The sequence below is a fragment of the Candidatus Baltobacteraceae bacterium genome (assembly GCA_036489885.1).
Classification (GTDB): Bacteria; Vulcanimicrobiota; Vulcanimicrobiia; order Vulcanimicrobiales; family Vulcanimicrobiaceae; genus JAFAMS01.
Window position 1 is genome coordinate 136,547 of record DASXEW010000002.1, and the last position, 20,357, is coordinate 156,903.

16 protein-coding genes are annotated in these 20,357 nt (G+C 61.2%); 5 read left to right on the forward strand and 11 right to left on the reverse strand.

The features are described from left to right. Positions 1-8 precede the first annotated feature (8 nt). Together VGG22_05865 and rfbG are read left to right on the forward strand one after the other, a co-directional pair. Entirely contained in the window at positions 9-1,781 is a 1,773-nt protein-coding gene (locus VGG22_05865) for a glycosyltransferase (protein ID HEY1727875.1), read from the forward strand. Further along, entirely contained in the window at positions 1,778-2,836 is a 1,059-nt protein-coding gene (gene rfbG / locus VGG22_05870) for a CDP-glucose 4,6-dehydratase (protein ID HEY1727876.1), read from the forward strand. Before VGG22_05865 ends, rfbG begins: the two co-directional genes overlap by 4 nt. Here the strand turns inward: rfbG and VGG22_05875 are convergent. Genes VGG22_05875 through VGG22_05885 form a run of 3 tightly spaced genes read right to left on the reverse strand, consistent with a single transcriptional unit; the run spans position 2,775 to position 5,839 of the window. After that, positions 2,775-3,956 carry a DegT/DnrJ/EryC1/StrS family aminotransferase gene (locus VGG22_05875; GenBank protein HEY1727877.1) on the reverse strand — a complete coding sequence of 394 codons (1,182 nt, stop codon included), beginning with the start codon at positions 3,954-3,956 and terminating at the stop codon, positions 2,775-2,777. The two genes, rfbG and VGG22_05875, sit on opposite strands and share 62 nt — an antisense overlap. A gap of 1 nt (position 3,957) precedes the next feature. After that, positions 3,958-4,596, reverse strand: a complete 639-nt coding sequence (locus VGG22_05880) for an acetyltransferase (protein HEY1727878.1) — start codon at positions 4,594-4,596, stop codon at positions 3,958-3,960. A gap of 7 nt (positions 4,597-4,603) precedes the next feature. Beyond that, positions 4,604-5,839 carry a class I SAM-dependent methyltransferase gene (locus VGG22_05885; GenBank protein HEY1727879.1) on the reverse strand — a complete coding sequence of 412 codons (1,236 nt, stop codon included), beginning with the start codon at positions 5,837-5,839 and terminating at the stop codon, positions 4,604-4,606. Positions 5,840-5,938: 99 nt separating this feature from the next. Here VGG22_05885 and VGG22_05890 point away from each other — a divergent pair, with 99 nt between their 5' ends. Genes VGG22_05890 through VGG22_05900 form a run of 3 tightly spaced genes read left to right on the forward strand, consistent with a single transcriptional unit; the run spans position 5,939 to position 9,081 of the window. Next, on the forward strand, positions 5,939-6,937 hold the full coding sequence (locus tag VGG22_05890) for an AAA family ATPase (GenBank protein HEY1727880.1): 999 nt from the start codon (positions 5,939-5,941) through the stop codon (positions 6,935-6,937). Beyond that, a complete protein-coding gene (locus tag VGG22_05895) occupies positions 6,938-8,317 on the forward strand; it encodes a hypothetical protein (GenBank protein HEY1727881.1) in 1,380 nt (459 codons plus the stop codon). It abuts the gene before it with no gap. Beyond that, on the forward strand, positions 8,314-9,081 hold the full coding sequence (locus tag VGG22_05900) for a hypothetical protein (GenBank protein ID HEY1727882.1): 768 nt from the start codon (positions 8,314-8,316) through the stop codon (positions 9,079-9,081). The genes VGG22_05895 and VGG22_05900 overlap by 4 nt, the downstream gene beginning before the upstream one ends. A gap of 1 nt (position 9,082) precedes the next feature. On the opposite strand, the gene VGG22_05905 is transcribed toward VGG22_05900, so the two are convergent. From VGG22_05905 to VGG22_05940, 8 genes are all read right to left on the reverse strand, one after another. Beyond that, a complete protein-coding gene (locus tag VGG22_05905) occupies positions 9,083-9,460 on the reverse strand; it encodes a hypothetical protein (protein ID HEY1727883.1) in 378 nt (125 codons plus the stop codon). Beyond that, positions 9,438-9,869 carry a flagellar export chaperone FliS gene (locus tag VGG22_05910; GenBank protein ID HEY1727884.1) on the reverse strand — a complete coding sequence of 144 codons (432 nt, stop codon included), beginning with the start codon at positions 9,867-9,869 and terminating at the stop codon, positions 9,438-9,440. Before VGG22_05910 ends, VGG22_05905 begins: the two co-directional genes overlap by 23 nt. Before the next feature lie 4 nt (positions 9,870-9,873). Then, on the reverse strand, positions 9,874-12,201 hold the full coding sequence (fliD, locus tag VGG22_05915; GenBank protein HEY1727885.1) for a flagellar filament capping protein FliD: 2,328 nt from the start codon (positions 12,199-12,201) through the stop codon (positions 9,874-9,876). A 100-nt stretch (positions 12,202-12,301) separates the two neighbouring features. Next, positions 12,302-14,299, reverse strand: coding sequence for a hypothetical protein (locus VGG22_05920; protein ID HEY1727886.1), 1,998 nt, complete (start codon positions 14,297-14,299; stop codon positions 12,302-12,304). Then, a complete protein-coding gene (locus tag VGG22_05925) occupies positions 14,296-16,119 on the reverse strand; it encodes a glycosyltransferase (protein HEY1727887.1) in 1,824 nt (607 codons plus the stop codon). The genes VGG22_05920 and VGG22_05925 overlap by 4 nt, the downstream gene beginning before the upstream one ends. Before the next feature lies 1 nt (position 16,120). Continuing rightward, entirely contained in the window at positions 16,121-18,187 is a 2,067-nt protein-coding gene (locus VGG22_05930; GenBank protein HEY1727888.1) for a tetratricopeptide repeat protein, read from the reverse strand. 147 nt (positions 18,188-18,334) lie between these two features. Then, on the reverse strand, positions 18,335-19,576 hold the full coding sequence (locus VGG22_05935; GenBank protein ID HEY1727889.1) for a flagellin: 1,242 nt from the start codon (positions 19,574-19,576) through the stop codon (positions 18,335-18,337). Between the two features lie 177 nt (positions 19,577-19,753). Then, on the reverse strand, positions 19,754-20,357 hold a 604-nt coding region (locus tag VGG22_05940; GenBank protein ID HEY1727890.1), incomplete at its 5' end, for a flagellin.

Consider the following 20,357-nt stretch of genomic DNA (forward strand, 5'->3'; position numbering starts at 1 on the left):
CAAGGGAGATGCGCCTTCCGCTGATCAGCATCATCATCACGACGTACAACTACGCGCACTACGTCGGAGACGCCATTCGCAGCGCCCTCGGCCAGGACTATCCCAACCTCGAAGTTCTGGTCGTCGACAACGCTTCGAGCGACGCGACCGAGCCGTTGGTGGCGACGTTCTCGAGCGATCGACGCTTGCGCTACCATCGGCACCCCGAGAACATCGGGATGGTCCCCAATCACAACGCCGCTCTCGAAATGGCGCGTGGGGAGTACATCGCGTTCCTGTCGGCCGACGACTTCATGCTGCCTGGCTTTATCTCGCGGTCGTACGAGTATCTCAGCACGCATCCGGATATCGATGTTCGTTACGCGGGCGCGTATCTCACCGACGCCGGTGGCAATTTCAGCGGCGTCCGACAGATGCCGGGGCAGCCGGTTTTCGCCTATGACGGCGGGCGCAACGAATTGGCGTCGCTGCTGAGCATGGGATGTTACATGTGCTTCCCTACGATGCTCATGCGGCGCGATCTCTACACGCGGTTCGGTCTACTCGACGACACGATTCAAGCTGCGGATTTTGAAATCGTCATTCGTTGGGCGGGACAGGGCGTGCGTTTTGCGTACGACCCGGAGCCGGTCATTGGCGTCAGGCTCCACAGCGAACAGCTCAGCGGCATCCAGAACAACTTTGCGACCGGCCTCGACGTGCGAGAACAGATCTACCTCGTCCGCAAGTACGTCTCTCCCGAAAACGAGCCGCGCATAGCCGGATACGAAAAGCGCATCGCGCAGCACATCGCGGGCGCATTCACGTACGGCGCAAAACATAATGCACAGCTGGCTGACGATGCCGAGCTTGTCGCAGACGTGCGGAACGCCATGGATTACCTGACAGGAGTGAAAGAACGCAACCGCGAGCGTCCGCGGAAAAGCCGTCCGACGATCGTTATCCTCGCCGGAAAATACATTACGCCTCTCGAGGAAACGTTACGCTCACTCGTAGCGCAAACGTTCGAGGACTGGGAGGCGCTCGTCGTCCAGCTGCCGGGACACTCGTGGGCACCCCTGGCGCGACAATGTGACCCGCGCGGCCGGATCAAGACTCTGCAGCTGATTACGATCGGTCACGATGGCGCACGTTTGAATCAAGCGCTTCGCATCGCTGGCGGCAACGTGCTCGCGTTCATGCATGCGGGGACTGTCTGGCCGGCGCAGCATCTCGAAACCTTGGCAGCGACGTTCGAGCGTGACGGTGTCGAGATTACTGCGGCGCGCGCAGCAATTGCAATCGATCAGCTCCAAGGCGAGATGCCGAACCGCCGCCGTTTGGATCTGTGGCGCGACCTGCACGGCTGGCCCGACATGTCGATGCTGCGCGTTGCCTCGGTCGTACCGCTCGACACGCTGGCGTTTCGCATGGAAATGTACGATCAGATCGGCCCGTTCCACGAGCAGCTGCCCGTCTTCGAAGATTGGGAGATTGCACTTCGCTTGCAAAACGCCACCCCGATTACACCGCTCGATTCCGAAGTCGAGATTCGCACGATGCTGACCTGGCCGGATCGTGATATTCCGTTCGGCGCCCTACTCGCCGCAGCGCAAGCACTTTATGCCGCATGGCCCGGGCCGGACGACGAAACGGAAGTTGAGCTGCGACGCGAGATGCTCGTCGATCTCGAGCTCCTGAGCGCAAACCATCCGAAAGCCAGCCGCTCGCCAAGTGCGTTGCCGGATTTTTATCGCGTCGCAGCCGGAACGCGACTACGCCAGCGGGCGGTGCGCACGTGAGTTTTTGGAGGGGCCGTCGCGTCTTCCTCACCGGCCACACCGGTTTCAAGGGAAGTTGGATGGCTCTGCTCCTGTGCGAGCTCGGCGCCGACGTTACCGGTTACGCCCTCGCGCCCGAGACGCGACCATCCGCATACGAGTTGCTCCGCATAGGTGAGCGCGTCCGCGAAGAGATCGGCGATATTCGTGACGGGGAACGCCTAGGGCGGGCGGTCGCTGCGGCACGACCGCAAATGATCGTGCACATGGCGGCGCAGCCGCTTGTACGCCGCAGTTTCCACGAGCCCATCGACACGCTTACGACCAACGTGCTCGGTACAGCGCTTCTCTTGGAAGCCATCCGGAAAACGCCGTCGGTCGAAAGTGTTGTTGTCGTCACCTCGGACAAAGTCTATGCGAATAAAGAACCGCGTGCGATGCGCGAGAACGATCCGCTCGGTGGCGACGATCCATACAGCGCGAGCAAAGGCTGCGCCGAGATCGTCACTGCATCGTATCGTGCATCCTATTTCGGAGACGGAGTACATCTTGCGACGGCGCGCGCCGGCAACGTTATCGGCGGCGGCGATTGGAGCGAAGATCGCTTGATCCCCGATCTCGTGCGTGCAGCCACGAGCGGCAAGCCCGCGGTGCTACGCTATCCCGCAGCAGTCCGTCCGTGGCAGCACGTCGCCGACGTTGTCGCCGGCTACGCGCTTCTCGCGCAGCGGTTAAGCGCCGATCGCGCGCTCGCGCGCGCTTGGAATTTCGGCCCCGCCGCCGGCGCCAACGTTTCCGTCGGCATGTTAGCAGAACGCTTTCTTGCTCGCTACGATAGCGCGTGCCGCCTCGAGCTCGAGGCGCCGGCGTTTACGGAAAAGACATTTCTTGCGCTCGACTCCAGCGCCGCCCGAGCAGAGTTGGAATGGACACCGCACTTCGATTTCGAGGCCGCGGTCGCCGCAACGGCCGATTGGTACGCGGCCTGGCGCGGCGGCGACGATCTACGCGCCCTTACGCGTGCGCAACTGTCGTTGCCGTGCGCTCAGAACCGCGTTGCGCTCGCTTCCCGCTAAAAAAGCTAACGATGCCCTCGATCACGCGCTGGATGAATTCTTCACGCATGTTCGAGTGAAACGGGATCGTAAGTACTTCGTCGGCGACCTTTTCCGTGACAGACATGTTGCCGCGGCGCGCATCGCGGAAGAACGTGTGCTGATGGACCGGGAGGAAATGAATCCCCGTCGCGATGTTGCGTGCCCGCAGATGCTCGATCAGTGCTTCGCGCTCGCCGCCCAGCACGCGCAGACTATAAATGAAGAGCGAGATGCCGTCGAAATCGGAATTCGGAACGCGCAGCTGAGGGATCGATTTGAACGCTTCGGTGTAACGGCGCGCAACGGCAGCGCGTGACTCGATGAATTCTTCGGCGCGCTTGATTTGCGAAACGCCGACGCTCGCCATGATGTTGGTGAGGTGGTACCGGAAGCCTTCGCTCACGACGTCGTATTCCCACGCGCGTTGATTCTTGTAGCGCTCGGACGTTTCTTTATCGACGCCCAAGAATCGATAGCGTCGTAGACGCTCGACCTCATCCGGCGTATTGACGATGATGCAACCGCCGTCGATCGACGTCACCAGCTTCACGGGATCGAAGCTGAAGCACGCGATGTCGCCGTAACTGCCGATCCGCCGGCCACGTATGCGCGTGCCGAACCCGTGCATCGCATCCTCGATGACGCGCAAATTGTGACGGCGCGCGAGCCCGTACACGCCGTCCTGGTCGCATGGAATCCCTGCGAAGTGAAGCGGTAGAATCGCCTTGGTCCGAGGCGTAATCAACCTTTCCGCTTTGGCGACGTCGATGCCGCACGTCTCGTCCTCGATATCGCACATCACAACGTCGGCACCGGCGAGATGGATCGCTTGGTGATCGGCGACGTAGTTGAACGATGTTGTCAGCACTTCGTCGCCGGGTCCGATACCGGCAAGGAGCATGGCCAGATGCAGCGCGGACGTTCCGGTGTTGGTTGCCACGACGTAACGGTCGTTCAGCTCCAAGAAGGTCGCGATGCGCTCCTCGAACTCTTTGGTGGTCGCACCCATGCCGAGCCACCCGACGTCGAGCGCATCGGTCATGTGCTTGAGGGTGTCGATGCCGACGCACGGCACGAAGACGGGAATTTGCTCGGGCATACTAACGGTATCGGCGCAACTTTGCTGGATTTCCCGCCACCACCGCCCTGGCCGGGACGTCGCGCGTAACGACTGCCCCGGCGCCGACGAGCGCATCCTCTCCGATTGCGATTCTGGGCAAGACTGACGCACCGGTTCCAATGAACGCGCGTGCGCCGATCTCGACACAGCCGGCCAGCGAGGCTCCCGGCCCGATGTGCGCACCGTCTCCGACGCTCGATTCGTGATCGACGCTCGCTTTCGTATTGACGATGACGCAGCGGCCGATGGCGACGCCTGCGCACACGACCGCGCCTGCGAGAATTTGTGCGCCGGCGCCGAGCGTCGCGTCGTTTGCGACGTAGGCGGCGGGATGCACGACCGTCGCCAGGGTGACGCCTGCTGCGACGAGACGATCCGCAATCTCGAGACGTGCGTCACCTTGCTCGCCTCCGATTGCAACGAGCGCGTGCAGCGCCGCGCCGAATGCCGGGCGCCTGTTCTCGAAATCGCTTCCCGCAAAGAGCTCGACGCCTGAGAGTGGGGACCGCGCGGCCGGATCGTTGTCGAAGAGCGCGACGATTTCGAAATCGAGACGGGAAACAAACTCCGCCAGGACGACCGCTTGCCCCGTCGCGCCCCAGAGGACGAGCGGTTTCATCCCGCCGTCATTCGTGAACGACCGTGCGCGGTATCGCGGTGACGAACCGCCCGCCCCAATCGCGGATGAAACTCATTTGGTCGGCGATCTCGTCTTGCAGGTTCCAGGGCAAGATCAACACGTAGTTCGGTTTCGTTTCGGCGATATGCGTGACGGCATGAATCGGAATGTGCGTACCCGGCAAATAACGTCCGACTTTGTGCGGATTACGATCGACGGTATAGTCGATGAAATCGCCTCGAACGCCGCAGTAGTTGAGCAGTGTATTGCCCTTGGCCGGCGCGCCGTAACCGGCGACCGAGTGTCCGGCGCGTTTCGCTCCGATCAGAAATTCGAGCAAGGCATGTTTGCATTGCATCACCGAGGTCGAGAACTGCTCGTACGTGTGCACGCGATCCAGACCAGCAGCGATCTCGCGTGCGATCAATTCCGCAACGCGCGGAGTCGGAGCTTTGGCCAAATCGGCCCGCATCGCCCAGACGCGCAGCGATCCACCGTGCGTGGAGATTTCTTCGACGTCGACGACGGTTAAGCCGTGTTCAGCAAACATGCGTCGCACGGTCGTTAGACTCAAGTACGAAAAATGCTCGTGATAGATCGTATCGAATTGGCAGCGTTCGATCAAATTCAAGAGGTGCGGAAACTCGACGGAGATCATTCCGCCCGGTTTGACGGCGAGCGCCAAGCCACCGACGAAATCGCGCAAGTCCGGAACGTGCGCGAGCACGTTGTTTCCGACCAAGAGATCAGCCGCGTAGCCCTCTTCTACTAAACGTTTCGCGCTCTCGACCCCGAAGAATTCAACGCGCGTCGGAATGCCTTCGCCCAGCGCCGCTTCCGCAACGTTCCCGGCCGGCTCGATCCCGAGCACGCCGACGCCGCGATCGCGAAACCACCGCAACAAATAGCCGTCGTTCGAGGCAACTTCGAGCACGAAATGTTTCGAGCCGAGTGAAAGCCGGTCGATCGCCACATCCGCAAAACTCTTCGCGTGCTCGAGCCAGGTCGACGAATATGACGAAAAATATGCGTAGTCGCCGAAGATCGCTTGCGGCGACGCAAACGCCTCGAGCTGCACGAGAAAGCAGTTTTCGCAAACGTATGCCCGCAGCGGATAGAACGATTCCATCTTCTGCAACTCGCCCTCAAAAAGAAAACGATTAGCGAGCGGCGACATCCCCAAATCGACGAAGACCACACGCAATTGGGCACGGCAAAACCTGCACACAGGGCTGTGAGCCATCGCATACCTGGTATCGGCTCGCAGTTAACACAGACTTAGTATAGATTTCAGGCTCGGGACGAAGAGTTTGGACGAGGACCGGCTAAATATGGGCGCGGCATGTCAAGGGCCTTCCAACGCTTCGGTCTCGAGAGAGATCCGTTTCTCGATACCTCTGATCCGCATTTCTTCTGGGAGATGCCGGCAGTCGCGCGAGCCAAGGCCAAGCTGCTCTCGTCCATCGACGAGTCGCGTGGCCTCACGGTCGTGATCGGCGATCCGGGCTCCGGGAAGACAAGCCTCGCGCTTGCGGTCGAGACTACCCTTCTCGTACGGGACGATGTCCTGTTGGGAAAGATTCTTGACCCGCACTTTACGAGCGAGACCGAATTCTTGCTCGCCGTCGGTCGCGCGTTCGGCCTCGGTTTGCCCGCGAGAACGCCCGCATTCCTTAAGAACGCGCTGAAGAACTTTCTCTTTGATACGGCCGTTCTCGAGAGCCGCACCGTCGTTCTGTTTTTCGACGAGGCGCAAACGCTGGCTCCCGAGAGCATCGAGACGCTCCGTCTTCTTCTGAACTTTGACATCCCGCAGCGCAAGCTCATCAATCTCGTCCTGTTCGGACAGAGCGAGCTTGAGCCGCGGATTCTCGGGCAACGCAATCTCTACGACCGCGTCGACGGCTGGATCCGTCTGGGACCGCTTGACGAACAGGCCGCCCGGGCGCTGATCCTTCACCGCTTGGTGCGGGCCGGCGCTCGCGACCCGCAATCGATCTTCACCGAGGGTGCCCTTGATATCGTCGTACGCGCGGCAGCCGGACTTCCGCGCCGCCTGATTCGCGTCGCACGCGGTGCGATGGAAGAGGCCGCAGCCCACGGCCAAAGCCGAGTTTTCGAAGAGCAGGCGCTCCTTGCAGCCCGCGACCGTGGCCTGGCCGTCACGCGCCGCGATATCGCGCCGCCGCCAACTCTGGTCGAGCGCGCGCCGCTGCCGATTCCAGAGCCCGTCCCGGTCGTCGCCGGTGGAATTCCCGAGGCGCGCATTCCGGTCACGGAATCAGGCCGCCGGATCGGGGGCTTCATGCGGTTTTTCAACACGCGGCGGATAGGCGTCTAGATGGATTACGAGGCGCTATCACAGAGCGCCGAACGGCGCTTACTCGAGCATCGCCGCCGTGAGCTTGGTGCTTCCCCGTCGGCCGTTACCACGAACGCCACCTGGAGCCGCACCCGCGAGAGCCCAACCTCGATGGCCCCTGCGGCGACGATCGATCGCAACGGAGCGCGGCTCGACGTCGCGGTCACGGCGTGGCCGGCGGACGGACTCGTTCCGGGAGCGGTCGTGACGGTTACGATCGTCCTCAACAACGGCGGCATCGAAAACGCCGACTCCATCACCGTCGCGGCCCCGATCCCCTCGGGATGCGCCTATCGGACCGGTTCTCTCAAACACGACGGACGTGACGCTGACGACAGCACCGATGCGCTCTTCGGCGAGGGGCTCAAAATCGGCCGCATCGTCGCCGCCGGACGCAACGCGATCACATGGAAGCTGGACGTCCTCGCGGGCACCACCGACATCATCGTTTCACCCAGCGTGCAGGCTGCTGTTCCCATTGTCGCCGCACGTCCACTGGTTCTGAAACGCGGCAAAATGTCGGGCGCCTTTCGCACCGACGTCGCGGAAGCCGTGTCGCGCCTCGACCGCGTCCCCACCACGCACGAAGACGTCGAAGCGCCCTTCTACGAGCTTACGACCGAAGAAGAAATTCAAGAGACCGCGATACTCAGCGCGATCTCGACCTCGCCCGCGCCGCCGGTCGTCGAACCGGCTCCGATCGCGCCGCCGCGCGAAAGGTTGTACCGTACGCTTCGTCCGGGAGATTTAAGCTTCGTCGAGCGTTTGCTCGAAGCGCCGCTCGGGCTCTTGCCGCATTTCGTTTTCACGAATCTGCTCGCCGTTGCAACCGCCGGGGACGGAAGCGATCCGCTTGGTCTTGCGGCGTTCATCGATCGCGAAGCTGCGCTGCTCGGACGACTGAAAGTCGCAGCCCGCTTAGGAAAGCCGCTTCCGCTCGAGGAGACCACGGGCTCGCCACCGGCGCTCGAGATCGATCACGCAATGCTTCGTTTCGTCGATCCGCAATCGACTCGCATTTCGGGCGCCGCACTTCTGAGCGCGCCACTCGACGCGCAGCGTCTCACTGAAGCCCGCAACGCGTACGATCGGCCCCTGGCACGCTGGCTTGCGCTTCGTCTCGTAACGCTGACATTCTGCGCGCAAGGGCTGGCCGACGATAGTGGGCCTGCCGCTGCAGCCGTCAAATCCGCATTGAACGCGTACGCTCTGCAAGCGCGCCTTGCATTCGTTGCGTTCGGAACGCGCATGAAACTCGATCGCCGCCTGGATCCGACTCGTGCCGCAACAACGCAGCTCGACGCGGCGGCTCGCGCAGTTATCGAGGCGATCAGAGGGACGATCACCGAGAGCGAGTGAGGCTTCTTCTCGGCTTACCGTCCGCGGGGTCTCCGACTGCACCGTTTCTTGAAAGCCTCGCCGCCTTGGTCTTACCGCCGGGCTGCGTCGATTTCGATCGATGTCTGGTTGCCGGCAACTTCATTCCGGCGCAACGCGAACTGCTCTTTGACGAAGCACTCTCACGCGGTTTCGAGGTGCTTGCAATGATCGACGATGACATTCAGTTTCCACCCGACGCGCTCGCTCAGATGGTCAGCGCGCTCAACGAAGATGCCCAGACTGCCCTAGTCGGCGCGCTCTATTATAGCCGCGACGGACTGCGTCCGATGGCCGTCGACAATTGGTCCGGAGAGGACACGACGACTGCGCTTATCCCGGCATTCGATGACTCGGCCGTCGTCGTCGACGGTGTCGGATTCGGTTGCGTCGTGATTCGGCTTTCAGCGGTGGCCGCGTTATCGCGTCCATTTCTCTCCGCGCACATCTTCGTGCAACGCAAAGCCCGGCGCGTATGGGTCGCCGACGAGGACTATCTCTTCTGCGAACGGCTTCGCGGGGCGGGGCACCGCGTGCGGCTTCACGCCGGCGTACGTTGCCGGCACTTCGACCGGAAGAGCCAGCAATTCGCTCCCGCGCAGTGGGAGGATCCTAGCGTTACTGCTCGGCCGCGTATGTACGTGCAAACGCCGAGCGGCGAAGCCTTGATCGCAGCTGACGAGTCGTTACCGCGCGGTAACGAAGAGCATCGCGCGGTGACGTTTGACTATCTAAGCGTGGAGTAGTCTACTGCGTCTTCGAAAATAGCACGGGCGAGGGGCCCATGCCGCGCCGCGCCGAGCGCGCCGCATCTTTCCATTTGCGCGTGATTTGCAAACGGCGGCTGACCTCGGTTCGATACGAGTTGAGCCTCCGAATCTGGTCGTTGCGAAGCGTGAATATCGCCTGCAAACGGCCGAAGACGTCCGGCATCGTTTGAACCGCTGCGTTTTCAGCCGCAAGCTCGTTGACGATGGCCTGACGCGTACGGCGTTGATCCGAGATGAATCGCTCGAGCGCTTGCCATTGCCGGCCCCGAAGCGCGACTTCGGCCTGCGCGCATTGCTCTTCGAACTCGTCCAAAAGCACCGCGAGGCGCTCGCTAAGCGGTCGTTGCGAACTCATCGCCGAGCTCCTCTCCGCCTGCGGCTTGTTGCTTGCGCCATTCCTTGATTGCCTCCGCCCACGTTTTGCGATAGTCGATGATGTCGGGAAGAATTTTCTCGATGCGCGTCGGGTCTTGTTCCATGTTCCCGCGCACCAGCTCGCGATGCCAGTATGCGTACACGAGGTTCAGGTTCGTCGCGAGGTCACCGCCGAGATCGAAATTGAGCGAGGAAATCAGCTCGATGCACGCACGCTGCGCCCGCAGCAAGAGATTGTGTATCGTCTGGATGTCTCCCGGATCGTTGTAAAGACGATCGACGGCTTGACGAGCGAACATGATCAACGCGTCGTAAACGCGCAGAATCAGCTCCTCTTTCGGAGCCGTCGTTAGAGACGTCTCGAGATACTTGAGCTCTTGCGGCGTCACGAGATCAGCTCGAGGTCGACGACGTCGAGGACGTTCCGAGGATGCTCGAGAGCGATGCCTGCTCTTGCTGCAGCTGCGCGATCATCGTCTCCGACGCCGTGAACTGCGCGCGTAGCTGGTTGGCCTGCGCCGTCGCCTGATCGTTGACCGATTCAATCTGCTGATTGATCGAGTCGATCTGCGCCGAGTTCGTGTTCTCGATTCCTTGCAGCAACGATACGTCCGGCGCATTGCCGAGGAAGTTGCCGTTCGGGCCGAGTTGCGTCGGTGAGCCCGTGACATATGTAAGATACGTGCCGAGCTGCGAAAGTATGCCGCTCGTGCCGGTGAACATGCTCTGCACTGCGGCCGGGTTTGCTGCCATGGCTGCATCAAACGTTACGGCATCGAGTGCTTGTAGTTTTCCACTCGTTCCATCGAACGTCTGGGTCGAGAGTCCGCCGGTGTCGTCCGAATCATTCGAGTCGCCAGAGCCGGAAGTCGAGTCGCTCGTGATAACCGCAATGCTCGAGTCGAGCAAAAGGCCGATTGAAGCAAACGAGTTATACGACGACGATCCCGTTTGGGTGAGCCCTGAAACGAGATTGGTAAGCTGATCCTTCAGTTCTTGAACTGAGGAGTTGTCAAACAGCACGCCGCCCGGGACGACTTGACTGGAAGTCGCCGTGCCGGACGTTAAGGGCGTACCCGGAGCTTGCGTCTGGACGACCGGCGGCGTCGTTGAGCTGTTGATCTCATTGATCGCAGCGTTGTACGTCGATACGAACGTGTTGATCGCGCTGATGAGGTTCGTATTGCTGGCCGCGACCGTAACGGTGTAAGGATTCGCGGACGTCGTGCTCTGCTGCAGTGTCAGCGTCACGCCCGGAATGATGTTCGTGATCGCATTGCTGTTGCTGTAGATCGTCGCTGTTCCGCCGGACGCTGTCTGATACGTAACCGAGGCCTGCTGGCCCGTTTGCGTCGTCGCTCCTGCTGTTGTCAGGCCGAAGGCTTGGAGGAAGTTGCTCGTGTCGTTCGGCGAGCCCAGGACGATGCTTTGGGGTCCGGTCGCTTTGGCAACGAGCTGCAGCTGACCGGCCGTCGTGTTCCACGCAGCGGTAACGCCAGCATTCGAGGCGTTGATCATGTTGATCACGTCTTGCAGGTTCATCGTCGCCGGATTGATCGTGAACGCAACGCCGTTGATGCTAAACGTCGTCCCGCTGTTGAGCGCCGTCGTGCTGTTGGCGAGATTCAGCGAAACGTTCGGATTGATACCGCCGACCGGTGCTGACGACGTGACCGATTGATAGGTCGTCGCAGCTCCCATTCCACCGTTGAAGCCGAGCATGAAGCTGCCGGCGTCACCGTTGCTGTCGTTGATCGTCAGCGCCGCGCCGGTGGTCGTCGCGATGACGAGATTCCCACCCTGAATCGAAGCACTCAACCCGCTAACCGCGTTGATTGAGTTCATCAGCTGCTGGACGGTCTCGCCGCTGTTGTAGGCGATAGCGTTCCCGTTGATCGTCAGCGTACCGGTTGCGTCGGTCGCGCCGTCGCCGCCGAGCGTATCAGTTGCCGTCACGCCGCCGGTCGTCGAAGTGCTTTCTTGACCCCCGACGATCTGGGCAGTGTCGAGCTTGAAGATTTGCTCGAGGTTTCCGGAATCCGATGCCGAGCCGAGCGAGAGCGGGCTGCCGGTCGACGTAATCGTCAACTCGTCGTTTTGGAAGCTCGCCTTGATGCCGCTGATGCCGTTCAGCATCGAGACGATCGAGGTTGCGGGAAGAGCGCCGTTGACCGTATCGGTGCCGGCGTCGTACGAAAGCTGCGTGCCGTTGACGGTAAATTTTCCGCCTGAGCTTCCGGAGCCGTTGCTCGGCGTGATCTGGAATCCGGCATTGGTGAGCGTCTGAGTGACGTCGACAGCCTTGTTCGCCGCCGAGTCGCTCGAGAGCTGCGTCGAGGTCGCAAGCGTTTGCGACAGAATCGTCGTCGTGCCGGGCTGAGGCGTCTGGCCCGAAATCTGTTGCGCCGATGCGAAGGCCCCATTGCTAACGGTCGCAGCAAACGAATTGAACAGGGAGGGATCGCCGAGCTGCATGATCGCTTGCTGGACCTGTTGGACCAACCCGCTGATCTTGAGTAGCTCTTTGTTTGCAGACGCGAGCGTGCTGCTCTCGGCAGTCAACGGCTGGTTTTGTGCCAGCGTGAGCGAGGTCAACTTCTCGATAATTGCGTTGTAGTCGATACCCGAAGCGATACCGGGGAACGAAATCGGCGCAGCGTTGCCGAGCGTTCCGGTCTGGGTCGAACTCGTAGATGAGCCGACGCCTGAAAGTCCTGACATTAGTTAGGACCTCCGAGCGTAAATAGGAAATTCAGCCTGAACACGTCCATGTAAAAAAGGGTCCCTCCTAGAGATATATCGGACAGGCTGCATCTACATTTTACAGCGCAACGAGTTGCTCCCGCCGTTCGAGAGCCTGGACGTACCCGACGACGATGGAGCGTGTGACCTCGCGCACGTCAGCTCGCTCGCTGAAACCCGCGCGAATTCCCTCGAATTTCCCAGCTTCTTCCTGACGGCGGTACCAAGCATTACCAAAACCTCGCGCGATGCTTTCGACATCCCCAGGATCGACGACGCAGAGAAATTCACCGGCGCCGAGATCGACGGCCGGAAGCCGCGCTGAGATCGCCAGGCCCGCGCCTCGTGAAACCGCTCGAGCGGCACGCGCGAGTCCACAACCAACCCAAGCGACGTCGACGTAAACCGCTGCCCCGCGATAAAGACCCTCGAGGGTCGCGGCGTCCGGCTCGCCCAAGACGACCGTCCGGTCGCCGGCGAAGGAGCGCACGAGCGAGGCGTATCCCGCGTCTGCTATCGGTCCGGCGAGTACGAGTGGAAGCTCGGCGATCTGCGCTGCGCGAACGGCTTGAATTTGATTTTGCGTCGACTCGAACGGCGCGTGCAGCAACAAGTACGGTTCGCTGCCGACGAGCGCGTCGATCGCGGCCGCCTCTAATGCCGGCATAACGGGCGGTGGAACGCTGAAGATTTCGGTCTGAACGCCGAAGTTTCGAATCGCCTCGAGCTCGTCGTCGCCACCAACGTAGATGGCATCGGAGGCGCGAAGCACCGCACGAACCTCATCTTCCCAACGTGCGTTGGTCGGATGAAACGGCATCCCCCAAACGATCTCGTTGAGCGCAAGCCGCCGATCCCGCATCAGTCCGAGCAGATGCGCAACGCTGGCTTCATCTTGGTTGAAACGATAACAATACGGCGTCACCGTCGCGCCCCAGTATCCGCCAAGTCCGGCTGCATCGTACAAGGGATGGATTGCGAAGGGAATGCCGCGCGATGCGGCCGCACGCTGAGCGGCAGCTGCTGCGCCCGCATCCGCGAGTCCGATCGCGTGGATTAGATCGGGCTGGAACTCCGCGATCTCGTTCAAATCATCAACGACGCCAGCCGTAAAGCCTTCGTCACGCATCGCACTCGCGATCGCCTCGGCGTGATCGACGTCGGCGCCGCCGAATCGTCGCGCGCCGCGCCGCAGCACGAACAGAATTCGCCCAGTCGAACCGCCGACCGCGTCGCGTGCGGGCAAATTCGGCTCGGGCAGCGACCGCGGCGAACGTACCTCGACTGAGAAGGCTGAATCAGCGCCGGAGATCTGCGTGAAATCGAGGAGACTATCGAGCGGAATCGACTCCGCAACCGCGATGCGGAAACCGTCGCTCGCGCAATCCAGGTCGATCACGACGCGGGCTTCACGTGCCTCGGAATTTGCACGATGCTCGCCGTCAACGATCAGGACGTCGGAATCCGCCGGTTCGATCGCCGGTCCGTACCACGCGATCCCGAGAGCGTCGTCGCCCTCGATCCGTACGCGGCGCGCATAACTCGCAAGCAACGTCGCTCCAAGGGCAGCGTCGCGTGAAGCGATCACGACGTCGCGGCTGCGAATGAGCCGCCGTGCGTAGACAAACGGTGCGGCACGACGCGCGACGTCTTCGAGCGGCGCGGCACCGAGGAAACCGGCCTCGCGCGCGCGCATGAAGCGCGCTTCTTCCGATTCGTCACCGAATATCTTCCAGGTTTCGCGCGTACAACTTCCCTGCGCGAGCAGCTCCGCGAGCCAGGGCTCGACGCGCGCAGCAATTGCGGCGTCGTCGATACCGGATGAACGAATCGATTCCGGCCATACGAGCGGATCGCGTTCGCGTGCTTCGAGCATCGCAACGTCAACGACGATACACGCCACGCTCGCGTGCTTGCCTTCGCGCGAAAAGTGCAGATCGAGCGTCGCGCTGCCTTTGTCACCACGCAAGACCGGCTCGAACCGCGCCGCGACGAGCGTCTCGGGGGCTGCGATCTCCGCAATGGGCGCACTGCCGAAGCAGATCGCGAGCTCATGGTGCGTCAGGTGATATCTCATGCGAGCGCTACGGCGTCGCGAGCCGGAACGTAATCCGGCCGCGTCTTCCACTTGTCACTGAAGATGCGTGCGTTGCGCGCTTCATCTTGCGGATCGCCCAGCAACGCTTCGGCCATCTCACGCTCGAAGTGATGCAGAAACAGATCGTCGGCAACATATACTTCGTATCCGGCACGCCGGACGCGCAGGCTCAAGTCTTCGACCCCAAAGCGTCCCGCGCCGAGTTTCGGATCGAAGCCACCGACGGACTTGAGCGCACGCGCATCGATCGCGAAATCGAGTGCTGTAAGACCGTCCGTCAATTTTGCATCGCGTGCCATCGTTGCACGGCGTTGCTCCGCGAGCGCCTTGAACGCTTTGATGTCTGCATACGCCAGATCGACGCACTGCGAGCCTTGGACGAAAACAGAGCTGAACCCGAGCATACCCATCTCGGGCCTGAGCCCGAATGCTTCGCGTACGATGTCGAACCAGCCGGGCGGCGGATAGAAATCGTCGCCGATGACGATGACGATCTCGCCGGTCGAGCGCGCCAACGCGGTGTTGATGCCTTTGGCCATGCCGCGCGACTCGTCGACGAGCACGTCGAGCGTCGCATGCGCTTTCAAAAGTGCGATCACGTCGGGCTTCGCGGCGCTAACCACCGCATGGTAATCGACATCCAGCTGACCGCCATAGATACCTTCAAACGACGTGCGGTGAATGTCGGCACGCGCATGCGCAACCATGACGATCGAGAGCTTTCGACCGGCCGGCGCGCGCGGTCCGAGCAATCGGTCAACGGCGCGCACCACCGAAGCTTCGTGCTGCGGCGGGTTCATATCAAACGGAATGCGTGAGACGGCCAGCAGTGCGCAACTTTCCTCGCGCACGCCGCGAACGTTCGGCCGTGACTCTAGCTGGACGAGCATCCGCTCGAGCCAACCGGCAGGCGGCGTTTTGGTGGAGTCGACAAGCGCGACATAACGATCGGCGCGCGAGCCGAGCGCATCGCGCAACGCCTTCATCGAACGCGGATCCTCACCGCGTGCATCGGTAATGCTGACGCGCTGTGCGCGTATCGTCGAGCGAAGCGCGTTCGGCGAAAGCGGACCGTCGCCGTAAAGAATGACTTCCGTCGCCGGCAACGCGACCATGACGACCTCGCGTTGGCCCAGTGCCGTCCGCACCGTTCGTCGAATTGCGCCGCGTACGGGAGTTTCCAGATCGAAACGCGGCGCGAGCGCGTTGCTCCAGCGGCGAATGAAATTCCGGCGGTCGACCGCCTCGATGGGGCGAACGACGCCGATCTCCACGGAAAACGTTAGGCGTGGATCCCAGCGCACGCTCTTACCGGTGGCTCGCATGCGCATGCACAGATCGTAGACCCGCCACGGTGTCTCGAGCTTCGGATCGATTCCGCCGACCTCGATGAGAGCGGCACGATCGACGAGATAGACTCCCGGGCAAACGACGTCGATCGCGTTACGCTGCGGCTGCTGCAAAGCATTTTTTCCGCGCGGATCGATAAGAGGGAACGGCTCGACATCATACGGTCCGAATCGGACCGAAGCGAAAACCGCACCAAAGCGCCGAGTGCCGTCCGCCTCGAGCTGGCAGCCGCCGAGGATTCCACCGTCGGCGTTGAGGCTCAGTGCGGCTGCATATGTGTTGGGTCCGGCGTAACCTTGTGGCTCCACGACCAGCAGCTGCCGTGCATCGACTGCAGCCACTGCGGCAAGCACGTTTTCCGGACTGCTTTCGAACACCGGCATGTCGCGCGGAACGCTTCGTCGTGACGAGAGGTTCGGCGCACCGAGAAACAGGACCGCAACGTCCATGTCAGGCCGTCGCCATTGCCTCGCTGGCCACGCCGCTGGCTTCCGCATAGCGGCCTTGCCGCAACATCAAGGCTGCGAGCTCGACGCCAACGCGCTTGCGTCCCACCCCCATCGCAGAACGCAGCATCGTTTCGGCGGGAAGCATTTGTCCCAAAGCCTCGAGGAGTCGCGCACGTAACAGGAGCGCGTCCTCATGAACCGGCGCCTCTCCGAAGACTTCGTCGAGAACCCGGAGGGCGTCGTCGAGGTTTCCTTTGCGCTCCATAAGCGATGCGCGCAAGAAGGTTGCCGTCTCGACGACTCTCCGTTCACCGATTCGCGCCATTCCGAGCATGTGGATTGCGCGATCCGTCTCGCCATCGACCTGCGCGAGCGCGAGGCCGAGATTGAATCGCAAAGCGGCGTTGTTCGGGGATTTAATCAGCCCTTCTTCGGCGACGACGGCTGCTTCCGCAACGCGCCCCTCTTCCAATAGGCGATGCGAGCGCCGCAAGAAATCGTCCGCGGCAACGAGCGGCGCTTCGAATTCGTCGCGCCGCAACCGCGCTACGGCGACCTCGTCTCCCTGCTCGCGATAGATTTCCTCGAGCATCCCCAGCGCAAGCCCGTTCCCGGGAGCGCGCTCTAGCGCCGTACGCAGATACGGCACCGGATCGGCCGACTTGGCACGCCGCACGATAATCGCTGCGGCAACGTTAAGCGATGAAGTCATTTGCTCGTCGACGCGCTCGAGCGCCTCTTCAATCACTTCGAGCGCGCGTGTCATGCGCTGACGGCGCACGAGATAATTTACATAGGCCGTGATGGTTTGGTCGTTCTTCTCGCGTTCGAACGCTCCGCGAAGCACGATCTCAGCATCGAAGTAGCGTTTGCAGGTCTCGAAGACCCACGCCAGGCGCTCCTGTACCATCCAAATGTCGGGCTTGTTGCGCTGGGCTTCTTCGAGCCAGGGAATCGCCTCTTCGAACTTGTTCTCATTCAAGTACGTGGCGGCGATATTGGATTGCGCCTTCCAGAGCGAAATTTCTTCGTCGACGACGCTGTATCGATCTTCGAGTCCTTTGGTTGCGATGGCTTTCTTGAACCACTCGCGCGCGTCCTCAAATCGTCCGGCTCGCGCTAAGATCTCGGCCTTGCAATAGATCGCAAGAACGTAGCCGGGCGCGCGCTCCAGACATTCGTCAATCGTCGCCAAAGCGCGCTCGAAATCGTTGCGCTGAGAGGCGTAGGCTCCCGCCAAGAACACGTAGCCGAGTGGAATGTAGCCGCGCATGTCCTTGCCGCGCTCCATCTCGACCATGCGTTCCATGGTCTTGATGCCCTCGTCGTACTGATCGTGGCCCAGCAAGTAGTTCGCGTAATTGAACCAAGAGAATGAGTCTTCAGGATTTTCAATCGTCGCGCGCTCCAAGAGAGGCGCGTTGCGATCGTCCTTCTTCTTCGCGCCGATGATCTCGAGCGTGTAGCCCCGGTGCAGAATGCGGATCGGCGAGATGACGGCGGTCGCCTTCGTCTCACCTTCATCGACGACGAGCGTCTCATGAATCAGGCCGCGATAGCGGATGCGCGACGTCGTCGGAAAGATGCGCGGAAGGCTGTGCGACATCATCGTCGACGCACCGTACTCGGTCGTGTCGTTATGAATGCGGCAGTAGAGCACCGTCAGGAATGACGGGACCGTCCGCAAGTCGAGAAGCCGCCGGCGCGATTCGGGAGCGATCTCTTCATCGCCGTCCAGAACCAGCGTCCAGCGCTTGGTCGCCATCCCGAGCGCCTCGTTGCGGGCCCATGAGAAGTCGCTACGCCACTCGCGGTGCTCGATTCTGGCGCCGAATTTGGCCGCGATCTCCAGCGTCCGGTCCGTCGAGCCGGTATCGATGATGTTGATCTCGTCGACGATCCCCTCGACGCTGCGAAGGCACGCTTCGAGGAAGCGCTCCTCGTTCTTGACGATCATGCACAGGCTGATCCCCTCAGGAAGCTGCTGATGCTCGTCAGGCGGCTGCGGAATACCAAAAAGCAGGGTCGGCGCTTCGGCCTCTGCGGGGCGTGACGAATCGGTGGCCATGATGAACCTCTCTCATAGATTCATCGGAAGCCGCGGCCGCCGGCTTGAGACGGAGCAAGCGGGCCCGCCTCAGCGGGCCCGCTCCGGCTCCTACCCCTTTACGGGCTATCCGTCGACGTGGAAGCCCCGGGTGCGGTCACCGAGATGTTACCGAAAGAGCGGCAAAACCGAGTTGGCGTTCGAGTTGGCTTGCGCCAAAACCGAGGTACCAACTTGCACCAAGATTTGCAGCTTGGTGTATTCGGTCGTCGCCCCTGCGACGTTGAGGTCCGTGATGTTCGACGCCGACGCGGTCAGATTGACCGCGGCGATGTTGTTGTTGTCCTCGTCCTCGTTCAGCCGGACGACCGTGGCACCGAGGAGTGCCCGCTGATTGAGGAGCTGGTCTAGGGCGTAGTCGATTTGCCCGATCGCGTCTTCCGCTGCCAGCGTCCCGGAACCCGTACCGATAGAGCCCGCGACGTTGATGTTGGAAAGACGAAGTGTCTGGGTGTTGGTAGCTTGGATTCCGATCTGGATCACCGCCCCTTCGTCTGCCCCGTCTTGGATTGTAAACGCGGGGCTATTCGGATTAGAAGCTGCGCTGACATACTGGGTGACCTTGATATATGACGTGACGCCGACGTCAACCGTACCGATCGAGATACCGGTGGTGACTTGGACGCCGTCGTACGTGAAGGTGACTGTCGCGCCGCCGGACACCGTCGCGATGCAGACTTGCTGATACCCACTCGTTGCCGTGCTCAGGAACGAGAAGATGACGCCCTGCTGTGTCGGACCCAATTGTGCGACTTGCAGTTCGAGCGTCCCGTCCAGTGACGTGTTGTTCGTCACCGAGTACGTCGTACTCGCGATGAGCAGGTTATTGACGCCCGGAGTGCCTGACGCTGCGCCAAGAACCGAGTTCGAGTAGATAACCGCGTTGAAGTTAATCTGCGGCGTGAAGCCCTCATTTGAGCCACTCAGCAGATATGCTCCATTGAAGTTGGTGTCTTGCGAGATGCGGTTGACCTCGAGCAATAGCTGCGAGACTTCCGCTTGCAGACTCAACTTGTCGTTGTCCGACGTAACGTCTGAGGACGCTTCAACTGCTAGGTTGCGAATGCGCTGCAGAATGTCGGTCTCGGTCTGCAGAGCGCCGTCCGCTACGGTCGCCGCGTTGTTCATGTCCTGGACGTTTTGACTCGCCGTATCGAACGCTTGAGCTTGTGCGTTTAAGCGAGTCGCGATTGCCAATCCCGAGGGATCATCTGCGGCCGTGTTGATCCGGAGACCACTCGAAAGTTGCGTTACTACCGTCTGAAGCCGATCCTGGTTGCGATTCAGGTCGAGCGTGACGGCATTGGCAAGTAGGTTGGTAGCAATAGAGAGGCCACCAATTCCTGGCATATTATCTTTTCCTCCTTGATCCGCGCCCGCAGTACGAGCACGGAACATCCTCCTAAAGATGTTGCGAAAAGATCTTATTCAGTTTTATCCGTGGGCTTTTATGTCGTCAACCGCCTCCTTTCGGGACCGACGGGCGAGCCCGCCTCAGCGGGCCCGCCCCTCGTTCTTGGTAGATCCCTACCTGAACAGAGCCAAGACGGAGTCCGCGTTGGCGTTAGATTGCGCCAAAACCGACGTTCCGACCTGCACCAAGAGTTGAAGCTTGGTGTATTCGGTGGTCGCCCCTGCGACGTTGAGGTCGGTGATATTCGAGGCCGAGGCCGTCAGGTTGACCGAAGCGATGTTGTTGTTGTCTTCGTCTTCGTTCAACCGGTTGATCACGGCGCCGAGCAACGCGCGCTGCGTCAGCAGTTGGTTCAACGCGTAGTCGATCTGACCGATTGCGTCTTCCGCCGCCAGCGTTCCGGAGCCCGTTCCGATGGAGCCCGCAACGTTAACGTTGGAAAGCCGCAAGGTCTGGGTGTTCGTGGATTGGATTCCGATCTGAATGACCGCGCCTTCGATCGCTCCGTCCTGGACCGTGAAGGCTGGGTTGTTCGGGTTGGAAGCCGCACTCACGTACTGCGTTATTTTGACATATGACGTAACGCCGACGTCAACCGTACCAATTGAGATACCCGACGTGATTCCGACGCCGTCGTATGTAAACGTGACGGCGGCACCCGTGGCGCCGATCGTCGCGATACAGACTTGTGAGTATCCGTTGGTGGCGGTGCTCAGG

Bases quoted from the DNA above. Each gene is read 5' to 3' on its own strand.
- fliD (HEY1727885.1), bottom strand. From the start codon at position 12,201: ATGTCAGGACTTTCAGGCGTCGGCTCATCTACGAGTTCGACCCAGACC.
- VGG22_05865 (HEY1727875.1), top strand. From the start codon at position 9: ATGCGCCTTCCGCTGATCAGCATCATCATCACGACGTACAACTACGCG.
- VGG22_05895 (HEY1727881.1), top strand. From the start codon at position 6,938: ATGGATTACGAGGCGCTATCACAGAGCGCCGAACGGCGCTTACTCGAG.
- VGG22_05905 (HEY1727883.1), bottom strand. From the start codon at position 9,460: ATGAGTTCGCAACGACCGCTTAGCGAGCGCCTCGCGGTGCTTTTGGAC.
- VGG22_05920 (HEY1727886.1), bottom strand. From the start codon at position 14,299: ATGAGATATCACCTGACGCACCATGAGCTCGCGATCTGCTTCGGCAGT.
- VGG22_05885 (HEY1727879.1), bottom strand. From the start codon at position 5,839: ATGGCTCACAGCCCTGTGTGCAGGTTTTGCCGTGCCCAATTGCGTGTG.
- VGG22_05880 (HEY1727878.1), bottom strand. From the start codon at position 4,596: ATGAAACCGCTCGTCCTCTGGGGCGCGACGGGGCAAGCGGTCGTCCTG.
- VGG22_05875 (HEY1727877.1), bottom strand. From the start codon at position 3,956: ATGCCCGAGCAAATTCCCGTCTTCGTGCCGTGCGTCGGCATCGACACC.
- VGG22_05935 (HEY1727889.1), bottom strand. From the start codon at position 19,576: ATGCCAGGAATTGGTGGCCTCTCTATTGCTACCAACCTACTTGCCAAT.
- VGG22_05890 (HEY1727880.1), top strand. From the start codon at position 5,939: ATGTCAAGGGCCTTCCAACGCTTCGGTCTCGAGAGAGATCCGTTTCTC.
- VGG22_05930 (HEY1727888.1), bottom strand. From the start codon at position 18,187: ATGGCCACCGATTCGTCACGCCCCGCAGAGGCCGAAGCGCCGACCCTG.
- VGG22_05925 (HEY1727887.1), bottom strand. From the start codon at position 16,119: ATGGACGTTGCGGTCCTGTTTCTCGGTGCGCCGAACCTCTCGTCACGA.